Annotated in this window: 20 protein-coding genes; 11 read left to right on the forward strand and 9 right to left on the reverse strand. The window is 68.9% G+C overall.

The features are described 5' to 3' along the window. Positions 1–93: 93 nt before the first annotated feature. Positions 94–1,503, forward strand: a complete 1,410-nt coding sequence (gene eccD / locus OCQ_RS21415) for a type VII secretion integral membrane protein EccD (protein ID WP_014385770.1) — start codon at positions 94–96, stop codon at positions 1,501–1,503. Further along, positions 1,500–2,816, forward strand: a complete 1,317-nt coding sequence (gene mycP / locus OCQ_RS21420) for a type VII secretion-associated serine protease mycosin (RefSeq protein ID WP_407558108.1) — start codon at positions 1,500–1,502, stop codon at positions 2,814–2,816. The genes eccD and mycP overlap by 4 nt, the downstream gene beginning before the upstream one ends. Here mycP and eccB read toward each other — a convergent pair. Then, positions 2,781–4,154 carry a type VII secretion protein EccB gene (gene eccB / locus OCQ_RS21425; protein ID WP_014385772.1) on the reverse strand — a complete coding sequence of 458 codons (1,374 nt, stop codon included), beginning with the start codon at positions 4,152–4,154 and terminating at the stop codon, positions 2,781–2,783. The two genes, mycP and eccB, sit on opposite strands and share 36 nt — an antisense overlap. Positions 4,155–4,275: 121 nt before the next feature. Between eccB and OCQ_RS21430 the strand changes: the two genes are divergently transcribed. Continuing rightward, positions 4,276–5,157, forward strand: coding sequence for a cutinase family protein (locus OCQ_RS21430; protein WP_014385773.1), 882 nt, complete (start codon positions 4,276–4,278; stop codon positions 5,155–5,157). Positions 5,158–5,199: 42 nt separating this feature from the next. Further along, the gene (locus OCQ_RS21435; RefSeq protein ID WP_026071200.1) at positions 5,200–5,835 is read left to right on the forward strand and encodes a cutinase family protein; all 636 of its coding nucleotides are present in this window, start codon (positions 5,200–5,202) and stop codon (positions 5,833–5,835) included. Here OCQ_RS21435 and truA read toward each other — a convergent pair. The 8 genes from truA to infA form a co-directional block, all read right to left on the reverse strand. Continuing rightward, positions 5,832–6,683, reverse strand: a complete 852-nt coding sequence (gene truA, locus OCQ_RS21440) for a tRNA pseudouridine(38-40) synthase TruA (protein WP_080588042.1) — start codon at positions 6,681–6,683, stop codon at positions 5,832–5,834. The genes OCQ_RS21435 and truA overlap by 4 nt on opposite strands. After that, the gene (gene rplQ, locus OCQ_RS21445) at positions 6,670–7,317 is read right to left on the reverse strand and encodes a 50S ribosomal protein L17 (RefSeq protein ID WP_014385775.1); all 648 of its coding nucleotides are present in this window, start codon (positions 7,315–7,317) and stop codon (positions 6,670–6,672) included. The genes truA and rplQ overlap by 14 nt, the downstream gene beginning before the upstream one ends. 57 nt (positions 7,318–7,374) lie before the next feature. Continuing rightward, complete coding sequence (locus OCQ_RS21450) at positions 7,375–8,418, reverse strand: DNA-directed RNA polymerase subunit alpha (RefSeq protein ID WP_008260253.1); 1,044 nt, start codon at positions 8,416–8,418, stop codon at positions 7,375–7,377. Between the two features lie 76 nt (positions 8,419–8,494). Continuing rightward, positions 8,495–9,100 (reverse strand): 30S ribosomal protein S4, encoded by a 606-nt coding sequence (gene rpsD, locus OCQ_RS21455; RefSeq protein WP_009952905.1) that lies wholly within the window; start codon positions 9,098–9,100, stop codon positions 8,495–8,497. A gap of 9 nt (positions 9,101–9,109) precedes the next feature. Next, positions 9,110–9,526, reverse strand: coding sequence for a 30S ribosomal protein S11 (gene rpsK / locus OCQ_RS21460; protein ID WP_008260256.1), 417 nt, complete (start codon positions 9,524–9,526; stop codon positions 9,110–9,112). Positions 9,527–9,532: 6 nt separating this feature from the next. Continuing rightward, positions 9,533–9,907, reverse strand: a complete 375-nt coding sequence (rpsM, locus tag OCQ_RS21465) for a 30S ribosomal protein S13 (protein WP_008260257.1) — start codon at positions 9,905–9,907, stop codon at positions 9,533–9,535. A gap of 158 nt (positions 9,908–10,065) precedes the next feature. Next, entirely contained in the window at positions 10,066–10,179 is a 114-nt protein-coding gene (gene rpmJ, locus OCQ_RS26295; RefSeq protein ID WP_003879483.1) for a 50S ribosomal protein L36, read from the reverse strand. Between the two features lie 51 nt (positions 10,180–10,230). Then, positions 10,231–10,452, reverse strand: coding sequence for a translation initiation factor IF-1 (gene infA, locus OCQ_RS21470; RefSeq protein ID WP_003418601.1), 222 nt, complete (start codon positions 10,450–10,452; stop codon positions 10,231–10,233). 253 nt (positions 10,453–10,705) lie between these two features. Between infA and OCQ_RS21475 the strand changes: the two genes are divergently transcribed. From OCQ_RS21475 to OCQ_RS21505, 7 genes are all read left to right on the forward strand, one after another. After that, a complete protein-coding gene (locus OCQ_RS21475) occupies positions 10,706–12,370 on the forward strand; it encodes an FAD-dependent oxidoreductase (RefSeq protein ID WP_014385776.1) in 1,665 nt (554 codons plus the stop codon). Continuing rightward, positions 12,367–13,893, forward strand: a complete 1,527-nt coding sequence (locus tag OCQ_RS21480; RefSeq protein ID WP_014385777.1) for an ATP-binding protein — start codon at positions 12,367–12,369, stop codon at positions 13,891–13,893. The genes OCQ_RS21475 and OCQ_RS21480 overlap by 4 nt, the downstream gene beginning before the upstream one ends. 39 nt (positions 13,894–13,932) lie before the next feature. Beyond that, positions 13,933–14,781 (forward strand): LLM class F420-dependent oxidoreductase, encoded by an 849-nt coding sequence (locus OCQ_RS21485; RefSeq protein ID WP_014381083.1) that lies wholly within the window; start codon positions 13,933–13,935, stop codon positions 14,779–14,781. 20 nt (positions 14,782–14,801) lie between these two features. Next, positions 14,802–15,668: an LLM class F420-dependent oxidoreductase gene (locus tag OCQ_RS21490; protein ID WP_014385778.1), complete on the forward strand. Its 867-nt coding sequence runs from the start codon at positions 14,802–14,804 to the stop codon at positions 15,666–15,668. A gap of 27 nt (positions 15,669–15,695) precedes the next feature. Next, positions 15,696–16,691, forward strand: coding sequence for a dTDP-glucose 4,6-dehydratase (gene rfbB, locus OCQ_RS21495; protein WP_014381085.1), 996 nt, complete (start codon positions 15,696–15,698; stop codon positions 16,689–16,691). A gap of 1 nt (position 16,692) precedes the next feature. After that, the gene (gene rfbC / locus OCQ_RS21500; protein WP_036459800.1) at positions 16,693–17,310 is read left to right on the forward strand and encodes a dTDP-4-dehydrorhamnose 3,5-epimerase; all 618 of its coding nucleotides are present in this window, start codon (positions 16,693–16,695) and stop codon (positions 17,308–17,310) included. 199 nt (positions 17,311–17,509) lie between these two features. After that, positions 17,510–18,631, forward strand: a complete 1,122-nt coding sequence (locus OCQ_RS21505) for an acyltransferase family protein (RefSeq protein WP_014385779.1) — start codon at positions 17,510–17,512, stop codon at positions 18,629–18,631. The last annotated feature ends 51 nt before the right edge of the window (positions 18,632–18,682 follow it).

The following is an 18,682-nucleotide window of genomic DNA, read 5'->3' on the forward strand; positions in this document are numbered from 1 at the left end:
CGCATCGCCTCCAGTTCGACGACGGTAGGGAGCACCGAAAACGGCGACAAGTCACCTGTGGACAGCCGGATGCCGGGACGTCGAAACCCGGCTATGTTCGCCAGGATCCGACCGAAGGGACCGCCGTTGGCTGCATCCGATACCGGGCTGTGCCGGGTCCGCGTTCATTGGGGCACCGCCGTCGCCGATCTGGTGCTGCCCGCCGGAGTGCCTGTCGCGGTGTTGATTCCGTCGCTCATCGACGCCCTCGGGGTCCGTCCCGCCGACCAGGAGGCGGTGCGCTACCAGGTGTCGATCCCCGGCGCGTCCGCGCTGAACCCGTCGACGACGTTGGCGCAGAACCGCATCGGCGACGGCGCGGTCTTGGTGCTGAGCACACCCTCCGTGCCGTTACCCGCGCCGCGTTACGTCGACATCGCGCGGGAGGTGGCGGCCACGCTGGAGGGGCCCGCTCGGTTGCGTGGCGGTGCCGCAACCCGGCGGGTCACCCGGCTCTGCGGAGCGACTGCGGCCGTCGTCCTGACGGCGGTTGGCGGGCTGACTTTGGTCCGAAACACCTTCAGCGACAGCCACCCTCGAGACGAAGGGATGACGGGCGCCGCTTTGGGATCGGCCGCCCTCGTCGCGCTCGGGCTTGCCGCGGTCGCGCACCGGGCCTACCGAGACCCGATCGCCGGGCTGGCGCTGAGCGTGATCGCCATCGTCTTCGCGGCGGTGGCCGGGTTTGTGATGGTGCCCGGTGGCCCAAGCGTTTCCAACGTGTTGCTGGCCGCGGCGGCGGCGGCCGTCACCGCCGTGCTGGCGATGCGGCTGTCGGGCTGCGGCGTCGTCGCGTTGACGGCGGCGGCGTGCTTCGCGGCGGCCGTCGCCGCGGCGGCGCTGGTGGGCGCGATCACCGCCGCGCCTGTGCATGTCATCGCGTCGGCATCCGCGGTCCTGTCGCTCGGTCTGCTCGGGGCGGCGCCGCGCATGTCCATTGCGCTGGCGGGGTTGTCGCCCCGATTTGCGACGGCGGACTTCGCTGTCCCCGGCCCGAGTGACTCGCGGGTGCCCGCGCAAGCGATCCGCGCCGACCGGTGGTTGGTGAGCCTGCGCGCGGGGCTGTCGTCGTCGGCCGGCGTCGGCGCCGCTCTCACCGTGCTCGCCGGCGCACCGCGGCTGTCCTGCATGGCGTTCGGGACCGTCACCGCCGCCCTGTTCCTGCTGCGCTGCAGGTCCGGCGCAGGCGCCGGGCTGCTGAGCTTTGCCATCGGCGGAACCCTCATCGCGGCAACGACCTTCGGCGTCACGGTACTGCGCATGCAGATGCCCGGACCGCTCCTCGCGGCGGCGACGGCGCTGGCCGCCGCCGCGATGTACCTCGGGTTTGCCGCGACACCCTCCTCGCCCGTCGCGCTCCGATGTGTCGAAGTGCTCGAGTGGCTGGCGTGGTCGGCACTGGTCCCGCTGGCCTGCTGGATCAGCGGGCTCTACGGCGCGGTCCGGGGATTGCATCTCACGTGAGGAACTCGCACGTTGGGCGCGTGTTCGCGGTGTCGGCGCTGACGATGCTCGCCGCGTTCGGAACGCCGCCGGCGCAGGCGGTTTCGCCACCCGGCATCGACGACAAGTGGCTGCCCCAGCCCGCCTTGCCCGCGCCGACGCGGCCGACCGTGCAGCGCGAGGTCTGCGCGGCGCTGACGCGCGACTCGAGGCCGGGCCGTAACCAGCCGCCCGGGGCGTTCGATCTCTCGGAGGTGTGGCGCCTCACCCGCGGCGCCGGACAACGGATCGCGGTGATCGACACCGGGGTCTCGCGGCACCGCCGGCTGCCCGACGTGGTGCCCGGGGGTGACTACGTGTCGACCGGCGACGGCACGCAGGACTGCGACGCGCACGGCACGCTGGTCGCGGGAATCATTGCGGCCGCGGCGGATTCCAAGTCGGACGGCTTCAGCGGGATCGCTCCGGAGGCCACGTTGATCAGCATTCGGCAGTCCAGCGCGAAGTTCGCGCCCGCCACCGACCGGTCCCGCTCAGGGGTGGGTGACGTCGACACCATGGCGAAAGCCGTTCGGACCGCAGCGGATCTGGGCGCGTCGGTGATCAACATTTCCTCGGTGGCGTGCGTTCCGGTGGCCGCCGCGCTCGACGACCGCGCGCTGGGCGCCGCGCTGGCCTACGCCGTCGACGTCAAGAATGCCGTCGTGGTTGCGGCGGCGGGGAATACCGGCGGCGCCGCGCAGTGCCCGCCGCAGCGACCGGACGCCACCTGGCAGACCATCACGGTCGCGGTCAGTCCCGCGTGGTACGACGACTACGTGCTGACCGTCGGTTCGGTGAACGCCGAAGGGGCTCCCTCGGGTTTCAGCCTTGCCGGACCTTGGGTCGATGTCGCCGCGCCCGGCGAGGCCGTGGCCTCCCTCGCGCCGGATCCGGTGTCGGGCACGAGTTATGCCGTCCCGGTGGTGAGCGGTCTGGCCGCTCTCATCCGGGCCCGCTTCCCGGCGCTGACCGCGCGGCAGGTGATGCAGCGCATCGAGTCGACCGCGCATCATCCGCCCGCGGGGTGGGATCCGCTCGTCGGCAACGGCACCATCGATCCGCTCGCCGCGGTCAGCACCGGGACGGGCCCGCCCGCCACCACTCCCAAGCCGCCGCCTGCCGCGGCGCCGGCCGCCGTGTCGCCGCCGACGACCCGATCGCGCGATACCCGCGCCCGGGACACCGCGGTGCGCGGCGCCGCGGTTTGCCTCGTCGCGCTGACGGTCGCGCTCGCCGCCGGAGCGGTCAGAAGCCGGTTACGGGGAGCCCGCGACCGCGTCCCGGGCGATTGACGCGCCGCGTCTGCTCAGCTCCGGTCCCGCCGGCAAGAGCGTGAGGATCGGCCAGGGCGCCGGGGTCGGCTCGGAGAGGCCGAGATCGTGCGCGGCGTCGTCGTCGGGGATGGCGAATCGCACCCCGGTGTCGACGATCAGGTAGCGGGTGCCGGCTTTGTCGCCCGCCCGCACGTAGGCGCTGCGGCCGGTCGGCACGTACGCGGCATCCAGCGCGGGGCCCCGGCCATCCGCCTGCGCCAGCGTCACCGCCGCCTGACCGGGCGGCACGGGCAGCCGGCCCCCCGCCAGCAAAGCCACCCCCGCTCGCCCGCCCGCCCAGCTGGCGCATAACGTGCCGGCGGCCTCCGGCAGCGTCGGCGCCCGGTCGGGGAAACCGGCCACGGGCAGCTCGGCGACGACGGGCGCGGCCCGGATCGCCGCGGGCGCGACGGTGATGGGACTGACCGTGCCCTGGGAGCTGCCAAAGCGCATCAGGTCGGCGGCGACCTGGCCGATCCGCTGCACGCCGTCGGCCAGCACCGCGTAATACTCGTCACCGTCGGCGCGTGTGACGCGAAGCACACTGCCGACGCGAAACCCCGGCAGCCCGGGCGCGGCGCCCCCGAGGCCGCGGATGCGGGGCGCCGAGATCGGCGGCGCCTCGGGCATGGCGTTCAGCAACGCTTGCGAGACGAGCCGCGGCGCGTGGCCCTCGAGTCGGAGCGCCCGCACGACGGCCGCATCTTCCAGGTCCACAATGGCCCGGTGCCCGTCGTAGAGCAGATAGGCCGGCGAACCCGAGGAGACCGCGGCAAGGACGGCCTGCCCGGGGGGCATGCGGGTGACCCCGTTGTCGGCGACGGGGCCGACGACGACCGTCGTGCTGCTGGCGTCATCGCTGTCGCACATCGAGAAGGCCAGTTCCTGCGCGGGCAGGGGCCTGCCGACGAATTGCGGTGCACCCGGGATGCCCAGCAGCGGGCCGCGTTTGGCGCGCTCCAGGTCGGCCTCGCGGATCGGCTGCGGATCGGCGGCGCTCCCCGCGATGAGCCGCGCGGAGGCCAGGTTCGGCACCGGATGCCAGACATCGCCCACTCGAACGAACAGCGCACCCGAGTCCCGGGACATCACGATCTGCGCCCGATCCAACGCGACGTGCGGGCTCAGCAAACCCAGCAGCGCACAGCCCGCCAGTGCGAGGACCGTGACCACACAGCCGGCTGCCAGCGATGCCGACGGCATCCGCGCCCGGGGACCGGTCGGGTATATCGCCTCGCCCAGCAACGCGCATTCGGTGCGGCGCACGAGGTATCGGTGAGCGCTGACGCGCAGCCACGTGGTCGGCTGACGCGGCACTGATCCCCCCACCCTGCGAAATCCGTCTGGGCCCACGGTAGGCCGCCGAACGGCCCCGCCGGAGCGCTTATCCACAGGTCGCAGGAGTTTCGCCCCGGCCGAAATTGGGTAAAATTGCCCGGTGAAAACTCACCGTGCAGCTCGCCTCGTCGGCCTGGGCGCTTCGGCCCTGGTGACCGCCGCCGGCCTCCTCGCCGCACCGGCTGCGACGCCGGTCGCCTCCGCCGATGACTGCCCGGACGTCGAGGTCATCTTCGCCCGCGGCACCAACGAGCCCCCCGGCCTGGGCCGGGTTGGCGATGCCTTCGTGGACTCGCTGCGTCAGCAGACGGGCGGGCTGAACATCCTGCCCTACGGCGTGAACTACGCCGCCAGCAAGCTGCAGCTGCACGGCGGTGACGGCGCCAACGACACCATCGACCGCGTGAAGAAAAGCGTGGAGAAGTGCCCGAGCACCAAGATCGTGCTGGGCGGCTACTCGCAGGGCGCCTCGGTGATGGACATCGTGGCCGGCGTGCCCATCGGCGGAATCAACTGGGGCAACTCGCTGCCGCCGCAGTACGCCGACAACATCGCGGCCGTCGCCACCTTCGGCGACGTGGCCGACCGCGCCGGCGGCACGTTGCCCAGCCAGAGCAAGCTGCTGGGCTCCAAGGCCATCGACCTGTGCAACCCCAACGACCCGATCTGCCACGCGGGCCCCGGCAACGAGTGGAGTGGGCACACCGAGGGCTACGTCCCCGTCTACACCACCCAGGCCGCGGCGTTCGTCGCGTCCCGGCTCGTCGGCGCCGGCCAGTCGGTGCCCGGGTACGGCCCGTCGTTCCCCGGCGCCGGCCCGCAGGTTCCGGGCCAGCCCGGGTACGGCCAGCAGACGCCGGTGTACGGGCAGACCCCGCCCGGGTCGGGCCCCTCGATCCACGGCGGCACCGGCACCGCCCCGGCGCCCGCGCCGCTCGCGCCCGGGCCGGTCACGTCCGTACCGCAAGCACCTCTCGTCTAAATCGTTACCGGCGGGTTATCAACGCGCGCTTAACATCTCTGTGTGAGGCTTATCCCTTTAGGGCTGGGCGTCGGATTGCTCGCGGGGGCAGCGTTATTGGTTGCCCCGCAATTGGTTCCCCGTGCATCGGCGTCCTGCCCCGGCGTTGAAGTGGTGTTTGCCCGGGGAACGGATGAGGCGCCCGGTGTCGGGAAGGTGGGCGGGGCGTTCGTCAACTCGTTGCGCGAGCAGACCCGTAAAAGCGTTGGCGCATATGGCGTGAACTATCCCGCCGACAAGGACTTCCTGGCCGCCGCGGACGGCGCCAACGACGCGAGCAGCCACATCCAGCGCATGGCGGTGAACTGCCCCAACACCAAGCTGGTGCTGGGTGGCTACTCGCAGGGGGCCGCCGTCATCGACATCGTCACGGCCGCACCGGTGTCCGGCTTCGGGTTTCGCAGGCCGTTGCCGCCGGCGGCCGCCGATCACGTCGCCGCCGTCGCTCTCTTCGGGAATCCGTCCGGCCGGGCGGGAAACCTGATGAGCGCGCTGAGCCCGAATTTCGAGGGCAAGACCATCGACCTGTGCAACCCGGGCGACCCGATCTGTTCGGGCGGCCTGCGGTGGGCGTCGCATTTGAGCTACGTGCCCGGATTGACCAACAAAGCCGCGAGTTTCGCCGCGGCGAGGGTCTAGCGCGAGCGCACGTCCCTGGTGATGAGGTTGCGCGCGGCCAGCTGGTCGTCGGGCGGGTAGTCGACGCCGACCAGTGTCAGCCCGTGCGCCGGGGCGGTCGCGTAGTCGCTGGATCGGGCTGTGGCGCTGAGCAGTTCGCGGCACCAGGAGACGGGACGCCGGTGTTCGCCGACGGCCAGCAGCGCCCCGACCAGGGAGCGCACCATCGACCAGCAGAACGCGTCGGCGCTGACCCGCGCGGTGATCAGGTCACCCTCGCGCGTCCACTCCAGCCGCTGCAGGTCGCGGATGGTGGTGGCGTTCTCGCGGTGACGGCAGAACGCGGCGAAGTCGTGCAATCCCAACAGGTCCGGCGAGGCGGTGGCCATGGCCTCGACGTCCAGGGGGCGCGGCCAGGCGGTGACGTAGCGGACCTGCTGCGGATCCACACCCCACGGCGCCGTCGACAGCCGGTACACGTAGTGACGCCGCAGCGCCGAGAACCGGGCGTCGAAACCCGCAGGGGCGCGGACGATGTCGACGACCCGGACGTCGGTCGGCAGGAACCGGCCCAGCCGGCGCAGCAACGGCAGAAACTCCGCCTCACCGACGTGCGGTGCACGCGAGTACGCGTTCGGCAGGGCCGCCGCGGGCACGTCGACATGGGCCACCTGCCCGGTGGCGTGGACTCCGGCATCGGTGCGTCCCGCCGCCCGCAGCCGCACGGGTGTGCGGAAGATGGTCGTCAGCGCCTCGTCGAGAACCCCGGCCACGGTACGCTGGCCGGTCTGAGTTGCCCAGCCTGCGAAACCTGTTCCGTCGTAGGCGATATCGAGCCGCAGACGGACGTCCTCGCTAACTCTCGTCAGCCTCGTCGTTCGCCTTCTCGGCGGCCTCGGCTTCGGCCCTCGCGGCCACGGCCTTGTCGGCCTTGTCTTCGGCTTCGGCCTGGGCCTTGGTCGGCTCGTCGGAGGCCTCGGTCTCGGGCTTGGTCTCCCCGGCCTCGGCGGTGGCTTCCTCGGCCGTCGGCCCGACGGCTTCCTCAGGCTCGACGGCGGCCTGAGGCGCCGCCGCTGCCGCGACAGGAGCGTCAGACTTCTTGGACGCCTTCACCCGGCGGGCCCGATCGGCCTCGGAGGTGACCGTCTTCTCCCGCACCAACTCGATCACGGCCATGGGCGCGTTGTCGCCCTTGCGCGGCTCGACCTTGATGATCCGGGTGTAGCCGCCGTTGCGGTCGGCGAAGAACGGCCCGATCTCCTCGAACAGGGTGTGCACGACGTCCTTGTCGCGGATCTTCTTCAGCACCTCTCGACGGTTGTGCAGCGCACCCTTTTTCGCGTGGGTGATCAGCTTTTCCGCATACGGCCGCAGCGCACGCGCCTTGGGCTCGGTCGTCTTGATACGGCCGTGCTCGAACAGCGACGTCGCCAGGTTGGCCAGAAGGGCCTTCTGGTGCGATGACGACCCGCCGAGGCGAGGGCCCTTGGTGGGCTTGGGCATTGCGACTTCTCCTAATTGGGGCCGGTCCCCGTATCAGGTAGGACCGGGACGGAACTGCTACAGCTGTTCGGTTTCCGCGTAGTCCTGGTCGTCGTAGGCGGCCTCGGTGGACCAGGTGCCGGTGGCGACGTCGTAGCCCGCGACCTGCGAGGGGTCGAAGCTCGCCGGGCTGTCCTTGAGCGACAGGCCCAGCTGGTGCAGCTTGACCTTCACCTCGTCGATGGACTTCTGACCGAAGTTGCGGATGTCCAGCAGGTCGGACTCGGTGCGCGACACCAGCTCGCCGACGGTGTGCACGCCCTCGCGCTTGAGGCAGTTGTAGGACCGCACCGTCAGGTCCAGGTCGTCGATCGGCAGCGCGAACGACGCGATGTGGTCGGCCTCCGCCGGCGACGGCCCGATCTCGATGCCCTCGGCCTCGACGTTGAGTTCGCGTGCCAGACCGAACAATTCGACCAGGGTCTTGCCCGCGGACGCCAGCGCATCGCGGGGGTTGATCGAACTCTTGGTCTCGACATCGAGGATCAGCTTGTCGAAGTCGGTGCGCTGCTCGACACGGGTGGCGTCCACCTTGTAGGTGACCTTGAGCACCGGCGAGTAGATGGAATCGACTGGGATGCGGCCGATTTCGGCGCCTGAAGCCCGGTTCTGAACGGCCGGCACGTAGCCACGGCCCCGCTCGACGACCAGCTCGACCTCGAGCTTGCCCTTGTCGTTCAGCGTCGCGATGTGCAGGTCGGGGTTGTGCACCGTGACACCGGCGGGGGGCACGATATCGCCCGCGGTGACCTCGCCCGGACCCTGCTTGCGCAGGTACATCGTGACGGGCTCGTCCTCCTCGGAGGACACCACCAGGCTCTTGAGGTTCAGGATGATCGCGGTGACGTCTTCCTTGACGCCGGGCACGGTGGTGAACTCGTGCAGCACGCCGTCAATGCGGATGCTGGTGACGGCCGCACCCGGAATCGAGGACAGCAGCGTCCGGCGCAGCGAATTGCCCAGGGTGTAACCGAATCCGGGCTCCAGCGGCTCGATGACGAACTGGGAGCGGTTGTCGGTGAGGACTTCCTCCGACAGTGTGGGTCGCTGAGAGATCAGCATGGTGTTTCTTCTTCTCCTTCTCGGCACCCGCTATTTGATGCCGTTGGGTTTTCGGGCCGGCCGGCCCGAAAGTCACTTACTTCGAGTAGAACTCGACGATGAGCTGCTCGGTGAGTGGGACGTCGATCTGTGCCCGCTCGGGCAGCTGGTGGACGAGGATGCGCTGACGCTCCCCCACGACCTGCAGCCAGCTCGGGATCGGCCGGTCGCCCGCCGTCTCCCGCGCGATCTGGAACGGCACGGTGTTCAGCGAGGAGTCCCGCACGTCGATGATGTCATACTGCGACACCCGGTAGCTGGGGACGTTGACGTGCACGCCGTTGACGCTGAAGTGTCCGTGGCTGACCAGCTGGCGTGCCATCCGGCGGGTGCGCGCCAGTCCGGCGCGGTAGACGACGTTGTCGAGCCGGCTTTCCAGGATCCGCAGCAGCTCTTCACCCGTCTTGCCGGGCTGCCGCACGGCCTCTTCGTAGTAGCGGCGGAACTGCTTTTCCATCACGCCGTAGGTGAAGCGGGCCTTCTGCTTCTCCTGCAGCTGCAGCAGGTATTCGCTTTCCTTGATCCGCGCGCGGCCGTGCTGGCCGGGCGGGTAGGGGCGCTTCTCGAACGCCTGGTCGCCACCGACGAGGTCGGTGCGCAGCCGGCGCGACTTGCGGGTGACGGGTCCGGTGTAACGAGCCATGAGTATCTCCTAGACCCTTCTGCGCTTCGGGGGGCGAACGCCGTTGTGCGGCTGGGGGGTGACGTCGGAGATCGCGCCGACCTCCAGTCCGGCGGCCTGCAGCGACCGGATCGCGGTCTCCCGGCCCGAGCCCGGTCCCTTGACGAACACGTCGACCTTCTTGACGCCGTGCTCCTGCGCCTTGCGGGCCGCGTTCTCGGCGGCCAGCTGCGCGGCGAACGGCGTCGACTTCCGCGAGCCCTTGAACCCGACGTGACCCGACGACGCCCAGGCGATGACGTTGCCCTGCGGGTCGGTGATCGTCACGATCGTGTTGTTGAACGTGCTCTTGATGTGGGCGGCGCCGTGCGGGACGTTCTTCTTTTCCCGGCGACGGGTCTTCTGCCCCTTCTTGGGGGCGGACGCTGCCTTCTTGGCTGGTGGCATGGGGGGTTACCTGGCCTTCTTCTTGCCGGCGATGGTGCGCTTGGGGCCCTTGCGGGTGCGCGCGTTGGTCTTGGTCCGCTGGCCGCGCACCGGCAGGCCGCGGCGGTGCCGCAGGCCCTGGTAGCAGCCGATCTCGATCTTGCGGCGGATGTCGGCCTGGACCTCGCGGCGCAGGTCACCCTCCACCTTCAGGTTGGCTTCGATGTAGTCGCGCAGGTGGGTCAGCTGGTCGTCGGTGAGGTCCCTGGTGCGCAGGTTCTTGTCGATCCCGGTCGCTTCGAGAATCTCGTTCGAACGGGTCCGGCCGACGCCGAAGATGTACGTCAGCGCGATCTCCATCCGCTTGTCACGCGGCAGATCGACGCCTACTAGTCGAGCCATAGGTGGCGTTTCCTCTTTTTCTCGGCGGAGGTCTGATCCCAGCCCGTTCCCGATCTATCCGGGGCCCGGCCTCCGTCCGGGCGTGGATGAGCGACGTATTCGCTCAGTGGTGCTGGGAGGTCTGCATTCAGTTGTGTTGGTACCGCGGGGCGCCTGGCTCAGCCTTGGCGCTGCTTGTGGCGCGGATCGGAGCAGATCACCATGACCCGCCCGTGCCGACGGATCACCCTGCACTTGTCACAGATTGGCTTGACGCTCGGGTTCACCTTCACGGCTGTTCGATCCTGTTCTGTGTCGTTCGTAGGTTGTTCTGATCGGGCTTGTTACTTGTACCGGTACACGATGCGGCCCCGGGACAGGTCGTAGGGAGACAACTCCACCACCACCCGGTCCTCGGGCAGGATGCGGATGTAGTGCTGCCGCATCTTGCCACTGATGTGGGCAAGCACCTTGTGACCGTTCTCCAGCTCAATGCGGAACATCGCATTGGGCAGCGGCTCGACCACGCGGCCTTCGACCTCGATGGCGCCGTCTTTCTTGGCCATAACTAGTTAACAATCCTCATCGTTTAGTCTCGTTCGCGTCTGCGCCCAGATCGGCGCGACATGGCGCACCGACTTGTAACGTGAGCCGGTGACAGGAAATTCCTAGGACTGGACACACCGAAAGTCGGCGCGGATGCCGCACCGTCGTTCCACGATACCTGGTCATCGGCGTCCACCAAAATCGCTGTCGGCGGAAGGCGGGCCGCCCGCTCGACCTCCCACACGCCCGCTGACGAGCGCATACTTAACGCCGATGACCAACCCCTCAAGCCAGCGCAAGCCCGTCATGCTCACCGTCGACGACGACCCCTCGGTTTCGCGGGCGGTCGCGCGCGACCTGCGTCGTCATTACGGCGAGGACCACCGGATCGTGCGCGCGGAGTCGGGGCCCGACGCGCTGGGCACCCTCAAGGAGCTCAAACTGCGCGGCGAGACGGTCGCGCTGCTCATCGCCGACTACCGGATGCCGCAGATGAGCGGCATCGAGTTCCTCGAGCAGGCGATGGACCTGTATCCGGCGGCGCGCCGCGTGTTGCTGACCGCCTACGCCGACACGCACGCCGCCATCGACGCGATCAACGTCGTCGACCTGGACCACTACCTGCTCAAGCCGTGGGACCCGCCCGAGGAGAAGTTCTACCCCGTCATCGACGGGTTGCTGGACGCCTGGCGGGCCGCCCCCGAGCACCCCGTCCCGCACACCAAGGTGATCGGCCACCGCTGGTCGGCGCGGTCCTGGCAGGTGCGCGACTTCCTGGCCCGCAACGGCCTCTACTACACCTGGTTCATGGCCGACGAGCCCGCCGGCGAGCGGCTGCTCAACGCGGCGGGCGAGGACGGACTGCGGCTGCCGGTGGTGGTCACCCAGCGCGGCGACACCCTCGTCGAACCCACGGACGCGCAGCTGGCCGAGACCCTGGGCCTGACCACCACGCCGTCGCAGGAGTTCTACGACCTGATCGTGGTCGGCGGCGGGCCCGCGGGCCTGGCCGCCGCGGTGTACGGCGCCTCCGAGGGCCTGCGCACGGTGCTCATCGAACACATCGCGACGGGCGGTCAGGCCGGGCAGAGCTCGCGCATCGAGAACTACCTGGGCTTCCCGGACGGGGTTTCGGGCGGCCAGCTGGCCGACCGCGCCCGCCGCCAGGCCGAGAAGTTCGGCGCCGAATTGATCACCGCCCGCAAGGCGACCGCCCTCGAGGTGAACGGGTCCAAGCGCACCGTGCGCTTCGCCGACGGCGGCTCGATCGACGCTCACGCGGTCATCCTGGCCACCGGCGTCGCCTACCGCCAGCTGGACGCCGAAGGGTGCGCCGAGCTGACCGGCTGCGGCATCTACTACGGGGCGGCGGTCTCCATCGCCGCGGAGTGCGAAGACGAAGAGGTCTACGTGATCGGCGGGGCCAACTCGGCCGGGCAGGCCGCCATGTACCTGTCGCGCACGGCCAAATCGGTCAACATCGTGGTGCGCGCCCCCTCCCTGGAGGCGTCGATGTCCTACTACCTGATCCAGCAGATCGAGGCCAACCCCAAGATCAACGTGCTGACCTGCACCGAGGTGCAGCGCGCCACCGGCGACGGCCACCTCGAGCAGCTGAGCCTGGTCAACAACCGGACCGGCGAGACCGAGGACGTCACCTGCGGCCGGATGTTCATCTTCATCGGGGCCGCCCCGCGCACCGACTGGCTGGACGGGGTGCTGGCCCGAGACGACCACGGTTTCATCCTGACCGGCCCCGACCTGCGCAACGTGTGCGGCTGGACGCTGGACCGCCCGCCGCATCAGCTCGAAACCAGCGTGCCGGGGGTCTTCGCCACCGGCGACGTCCGCTCGACGTCGGCCAAGCGGGTCGCGGCCGCCGTCGGCGAAGGGTCGATGGCCGTGATGCTGGTCCACCGCTACCTGGCCGAATCATGACCGGCGCCGAATCGATCAAGGTCCCCTGCGAGCCCGACGAGCTGCGCAGCCTGTTTCTGTTCGAGGCGCTCACCGACGAGCAGCTTGCGGTGCTGTGCGCGGCGGGCCACATCGAAACCTACGAACCGGGCCCGATCTGCGTCGAAGGCGAACCGGCGACCTGCTTCTACGTGCTGATCGAGGGCGAGCTGATGATGTCCAAGCTCTCCGGCGGCCAGGACATCGAGACCAACCGCACCTCGCAGCGCGGCGTGTACTGCGGGGCCTGGCGGGCGTTCACCGGCGGAAAGCAGAAGAGCTACGACGCCTCGGTGCACGTGACCCGGCCGTCGCGGTTCTTCGTGATGGACGCCCCGGTGTTCGCCCAATTCATGCGCGACCAGTTCCCGATGGCCGTCCACCTGCTCGACGGCATCGCCGTCGGCACCGACCGGACCCGCCGCATCATCGACAACCGGGAGAAGCTGCTGGCGCTGGGCCGGCTGTCGGCCGGGCTGACCCACCAGCTCAACAACCCGGCCGCGGCGATCTCGCGGGCCGCGTCGGATCTGCGCGAACGGGTGGCCAGCATGCGGCACAAGCTGGCGATGCTCGCCGACGGCACCGTCTCCCCCGAGGCGCTCAGCGCCCTGGTCCGGCTGCAGGAGAGGGTCGCCGAGCAGGTCGCCAAGTCCGCCTCGCAGCATCTGAGTGCGCTGGAGACCGCCGACCGCGAGGACGCCGTCGGCGACTGGCTGGAAGCCCACGGCATCGACGGCGGCTGGGACATCGCGCCGACGTTCGTCGAGGGCGGCATCGACACCGATTGGCTGGAGCGGATTTCCGCGGTCAGCGAGGAGCTCGCGTCGACATCGGCGGAGCAGGCGATCCGGTGGATCAACTACACCATCGAGAGCGAACTGCTGATGAACCAGATCCTCGAAGCGAGCAAACGGATTTCGGCCCTGGTCGCCGACGCCAAACAGTATTCGCAGCTGGATCGCGCGCCGTTCCAGGTGACCAACGTGCACGAGCTGCTGCGCAGCACGCTGGTGATGTTCGCCGACCGGCTGACCAAGGACGGCGGCAAAAACTCGCACGCCATCGCCGTGGTCAAGGACTTCGACCAGTCGCTTCCCGAAATCCCTTGCTATCCGGGTGATCTCAATCAAGTGTGGACCAACATCATCGACAACGCGATCGCCGCGATGCGCGATACCGGCGGCACGCTGACCATCCGCACCTGCCGGGAAGGCGAGCACATGGCCCGCGTCGAGATCTGCGACACCGGCCCGGGCATACTCGAGGACGTGCGGGAGCACATCTTCGAGCCGTTCTTCACCACCAAGCCGTTCGGCGAGGGTACCGGCCTGGGCCTGGATCTGGCGTTCAACATCGTGGTCAAGAAGCATCGCGGGGACCTGCGGGTGGAATCGGCGCCCGGCGACACCCGATTCATCGTGCTGCTGCCGCTGCAACCGCCCGCCGCCGACGTCGCCCCCGACCTCGACGGCCCGGAAGAAAACGTCACGACCCCGGAATAGGACTGGAATAGGGCCGCACCGCGCCCGGTTGGGAAGACCATGACCGATGCAGCAAGCAAGCCCGATCTCGGCCGGTTCGGATCGTTCGGACGCGGCGTCACACCCCAGCAGGCCAAGGACATCGAGGCGCTGGGCTACGGGGCCGTCTGGGTCGGCGGGTCGCCTCCCGCCGAGCTGTCCTGGGTCGAACCCCTCCTGGAAGCCACGACGACGCTTCAGGTGGGCACCGGCATCGTCAACATCTGGACCGCGGCCGCCAAGCCGGTCGCCGAGTCCTTCCACCGCATCGACAAGGCGTACCCGGGCCGCTTCCTGCTCGGCATCGGCGTCGGCCATCCCGAGGCTCATACCGAGTACCGCAAGCCCTACGACGCCCTGGTGGACTACCTGAAGCAGCTCGACGACTACGGGGTGCCCGCCAACCGCCGGGTCGTCGCCGCGCTCGGGCCGCGCGTGCTCAAGCTGTCCGCGGAGCGCTCCGCCGGGGCACACCCGTACCTGACCACGCCGGAACACACCGCGCGGGCCCGCGAGATCATCGGCCCGTCGGCGTTCCTGGCCCCCGAGCACAAGGCGATCCTGACCACCGACGCCGAGAAGGCGCGGGCGGTCGGCCGCAAGGCGCTCGACGTCTATTTCAATCTCGCCAACTACCGAAACAACTGGAAGCGGCTGGGTTTCGGCGAGGACGAGGTCACCCGGCCGGGCAGCGACCGGCTGGTGGACGCGGTGGTGGCCTATGGCACCGTGGACCAGATCGCGGCGCGGCTCACCGAGCACCTCGAGGCCGGCGCCGACCACGTCCCGGTGCAGGTCCTGACCAAGGATGAAAACCTGGTCTCGGCGCTGGCCGAACTGGCGGGGCCACTGGGACTGAATCCGTCCTGACGACCGGCAGGGGGAGCTGGATGATCGAGGGAGTTTCGCTCAAGCCCGACCTGGGCCAGTTCGGCGTGTGGCTGCCGACGCGATCCATCGAGCCCGAGTTGGCGGCGCAGATCGAATCGCTGGGCTACGGCGCCGCCTGGATCGGCGGCTCGCCGGACGCCGAGTTGTCCTGGGTCGAACCGGCCCTGGCGCGCACGACGTCGCTGCAGCTGGCCACCGGAATCGTCAACATCTGGTCGGCGCCCGCCGCGGCCGTCGCCGAGTCGTTCCGCCGCATCGAAACTCACCACCCGGGAAGGTTTTTGCTCGGCGTCGGGGTCGGCCACCCCGAGCACACCGGAGAGTACGTCAAACCGTACGACGCCCTGGTCTCCTACCTCGACGAACTCGACGCGGCGCTGGTGCCGACCAGCCGCCGGGTGGTCGCCGCGCTCGGGCCGCGGGTGCTGCGGCTCGCCGCGCGACGCAGCGCCGGCGCACATCCCTACCTGACCACCCCGGAACACACGGCCAAGGCACGCGAGTTGCTCGGCGGGGCAGTGTATTTGGCGCCCGAGCACAAGGTGGTGCTGAGCACGGACGCCGAACAGGCCCGCGAGATCGGCCGCCAGACCGTCGAGCATTATCTGGGCCTGAGCAACTACGTGAACAATTGGCTGCGGCTGGGGTTCACCGAAGCCGATGTGCGCACGCCCGGCAGCGACCGGCTGATCGACGCGGTGGTCGCCCACGGCACCCCGGAGGCGATCGCGGGCCGGCTGCGCGAGCACCTGGACGCCGGAGCCGACCACGTGGCCATCCAGGTGCTGGGCGGCTATTCCGAAGAAACCCTGCTACCTGCGCTGACCGAATTGGCCGGCGCTCTGGGGCTAACTGCCGCAAACTGACCCATCGGCTCGGTTAGGGTTTGGGGCATGCGGTTACTGGTCACCGGCGGCGCTGGTTTCATCGGCGCCAATTTCGTGCACAGCACCGTTCGCGAGCACCCCGAGGACTCCGTGACCGTGCTCGACGCCCTGACCTATGCGGGCCGGCGCGAGTCACTGGCCGGCGTCGAGGACGCCATCGAGCTGGTGGTCGGCGACATCACCGATGCCGAACTGGTGTCGCGGCTGGTCGCCGAATCCGACGCCGTGGTGCACTTCGCCGCGGAGAGCCACGTCGACAATGCGCTGGAGGGCCCCGAGCCGTTCCTGCACACCAACGTGGTCGGCACCTTCACCATCCTCGAAGCGGTGCGGCGTTACGGCGTGCGGCTGCACCACATCTCGACCGACGAGGTCTACGGCGACCTGGAGCTCGACGACCCCCAGCGGTTCACCGAGGCGACGCCGTACAACCCGTCCAGCCCCTATTCGGCGACCAAGGCCGCCGCCGACATGCTGGTGCGGGCCTGGGTGCGGTCATACGGGGTGCGCGCGACGATCTCGAACTGCTCCAACAACTACGGGCCGTATCAGCACGTCGAGAAGTTCATCCCGCGGCAGATCACCAACGTGCTCACCGGGCGGCGACCCAAGCTCTACGGCGCCGGCGCCAACGTCCGGGACTGGATCCACGTCGACGACCACAACAGCGCGGTGCGGCGCATCCTGGAATCCGGCGAGATCGGCCGGACGTATTTGATCAGCTCCGAGGGCGAGCGCGACAACCTGACCGTGTTGCGGACGCTGCTGCAGATGATGGGCCGCGAACCCGACGACTTCGACCATGTCACCGATCGCGCCGGCCACGACCTGCGCTACGCGATCGACCCATCGACGCTGTACGACGAATTGTGTTGGGCGCCAAAGCATACCGACTTCGAGGAGGGGCTGCGTGAGACCATCGACTGGTACCGCGCGAACGAATCATGGTGGCGCCCGTTGAAGGACGCCTCCGAAGCCCGCTACGAAGAACGTGGGCAGTGACGTGGAAGTTCGCGAGCTGAAAGTTCCCGGCGCCTGGGAGATCACCCCCGCCGTTCATGGCGATTCGCGGGGTCATTTCTTCGAATGGCTGACCGACAAGGGATTCAGGTCCTTCGCCGGTCACCGGTTGGATGTTCGGCAGGCCAATTGCTCGGTGTCATCGGCCGGCGTGCTGCGCGGCCTGCACTTCGCCCAGGTACCGCCGAGCCAGGCCAAGTACGTGACCTGCGTGCGCGGGGCGGTATTCGACGTCGTCGTCGACATCCGGGTGGGCTCACCGACATTCGGTCAGTGGGACTCGGTGCTGCTCGACGACACCGAGCACAGGACGATCTACCTCTCCGAGGGCCTCGGACACGGTTTCCTGGCGCTGCAAGACAATTCGACGGTGATGTACTTGTGCTCGGCGGAATACAACCCGCAACGCGAACACACCATTTGCGCAACCGATCCGGCGCTGGGGATCGATTGGCCGCTGGTGGACGGCGCGCCGCCCACCCTGTCCGACCGCGACGCGGCGGCCCCCAGCCTCGACGACGTACGCGCCTCCGGCCTACTCCCCACGTGGGAGGAGACGAACGCGTTCGTCGAGGGTTTGCGGGCAAAGCCCACGAATTGACGCGGGTGATCGGCATGCCCATCTGAGGCGATGTGCGTTATCCCGCACCATTGTTGACGCGCGCGGCGCGCAAAATCATTTGCACCGCCTGAGCTGCCTATTAGACGCATATCTATTAACGTTCCCATTGCGGTCGCCGAATTGGACCAGTACCGTAAACCGGCCCAATTCAGGATTCGGTGGCGCTAGGATTGCGCCGATGAAACTCGGGCAGGTGTTCGATCCGCGAAGCAATGCGCTCAACGCATGGCGGTTAGCGCTCGCGGGCGAGGTCATCTTCTGGCACACCTACCCGGTCCGGGGTCATCTGCCTTCGGTGCGGGCGGTTCTTCAGCTGCTGCTCTGCGTCGGCGTCGACGGATTCTTCGCGATCTCGGGCTTTCTCATCACCGCGAGTTGGATCAGCAACCCGCGGCTGCGCGCGTACCTGGCCGCGCGGGCGCTTCGCATCCTGCCCGGCTTCTACGTCTGCATGATCGTGACGGCGTTCGTCTTCGCCCCGCTGAGCGTGGCGATCCAGGGCGGCTCCGCGGCCAGGCTGCTGTTCTCGTTCGCCCCGTTCGAATATGTCCTCAAGAACATCGCGGTGATGTGGCTCAAGCCCGACGTCGGCGGCACCCCGCACGACATTCCCAACGCGGGCATCTGGAACGCGTCGCTGTGGTCGTTGTTCTGGGAAGTGATGTGCTATCTCGTCGTCGCGATCATCGGCGTCGCCGGACTCGCCAACCGCCGGTGGGTTTCCCCGGCCATTTTGGTGGTCGCGGCGATCGGGGCCTCGATGATGCCACCGGTCACCTTCCCCGAGGTGTTCAATCGTCCGACCGGCAACGTGGGCATCGTCATCGTCTTCCTGGCGTGCCGCGCCGCAATCATGTTTGCGGCGGGAGCGCTGCTGTACCAATGGCGCGATGTCATTCCCGCGCGGTGGTCGCTGGTCGCGGTGAGCGTGGTCATCGTGTTGCTGGCCGGCCAGCTGCCGGATTACCGGGTGGTGGCCGCCGTCCCCCTGGCGTATGCCGTGGTCGTCTCCGGCTCCCTGCTGCACAACAAACGCTTGAGATTACGCACCGACGTGTCCTACGGCATGTACATCTACGCGTACCCGATGCAGCAGCTTTTGGCGGTCCTCGGCTTGCTCAGCCTCAATCCGTTCGTGTTCTGCCTCACCGTGGCGGCGGCGACACTGCCGCTGGCCGCGGCGAGCTGGTTCCTTGTCGAAAAGCCGGCGAGGTCCCTGAAGGCGCGCATCAAACGAAAAGCGGCGGGTGCCCGCGAAGCGGCGATGGTGCTGCCTCCGGAGGTCACGGGCGCCGCGTAGCTGCGGTCGTGGCCACAGCCCAAGGACTCACGCGACGGCGCGACCGGCTTC

Origin of the sequence: Mycobacterium paraintracellulare (genome assembly GCF_000276825.1) — a bacterium.
GTDB classification, from domain to species: Bacteria; Actinomycetota; Actinomycetes; order Mycobacteriales; family Mycobacteriaceae; genus Mycobacterium; species Mycobacterium intracellulare.

What these genes read in the sequence shown, in the direction of transcription:
- OCQ_RS21475 (WP_014385776.1), top strand. Translation starts at nt 10,706, where the DNA reads ATGACCAACCCCTCAAGCCAGCGCAAGCCCGTCATGCTCACCGTCGAC.
- rpsK (WP_008260256.1), bottom strand. Translation starts at nt 9,526, where the DNA reads ATGCCACCAGCCAAGAAGGCAGCGTCCGCCCCCAAGAAGGGGCAGAAG.
- rpsD (WP_009952905.1), bottom strand. Translation starts at nt 9,100, where the DNA reads ATGGCTCGTTACACCGGACCCGTCACCCGCAAGTCGCGCCGGCTGCGC.
- OCQ_RS21450 (WP_008260253.1), bottom strand. Translation starts at nt 8,418, where the DNA reads ATGCTGATCTCTCAGCGACCCACACTGTCGGAGGAAGTCCTCACCGAC.
- infA (WP_003418601.1), bottom strand. Translation starts at nt 10,452, where the DNA reads ATGGCCAAGAAAGACGGCGCCATCGAGGTCGAAGGCCGCGTGGTCGAG.
- eccD (WP_014385770.1), top strand. Translation starts at nt 94, where the DNA reads ATGTTCGCCAGGATCCGACCGAAGGGACCGCCGTTGGCTGCATCCGAT.
- OCQ_RS21480 (WP_014385777.1), top strand. Translation starts at nt 12,367, where the DNA reads ATGACCGGCGCCGAATCGATCAAGGTCCCCTGCGAGCCCGACGAGCTG.
- OCQ_RS21485 (WP_014381083.1), top strand. Translation starts at nt 13,933, where the DNA reads ATGACCGATGCAGCAAGCAAGCCCGATCTCGGCCGGTTCGGATCGTTC.
- rplQ (WP_014385775.1), bottom strand. Translation starts at nt 7,317, where the DNA reads ATGCCCAAGCCCACCAAGGGCCCTCGCCTCGGCGGGTCGTCATCGCAC.
- rpsM (WP_008260257.1), bottom strand. Translation starts at nt 9,907, where the DNA reads ATGGCTCGACTAGTAGGCGTCGATCTGCCGCGTGACAAGCGGATGGAG.
- rfbB (WP_014381085.1), top strand. Translation starts at nt 15,696, where the DNA reads ATGCGGTTACTGGTCACCGGCGGCGCTGGTTTCATCGGCGCCAATTTC.
- OCQ_RS21505 (WP_014385779.1), top strand. Translation starts at nt 17,510, where the DNA reads ATGAAACTCGGGCAGGTGTTCGATCCGCGAAGCAATGCGCTCAACGCA.
- OCQ_RS21490 (WP_014385778.1), top strand. Translation starts at nt 14,802, where the DNA reads ATGATCGAGGGAGTTTCGCTCAAGCCCGACCTGGGCCAGTTCGGCGTG.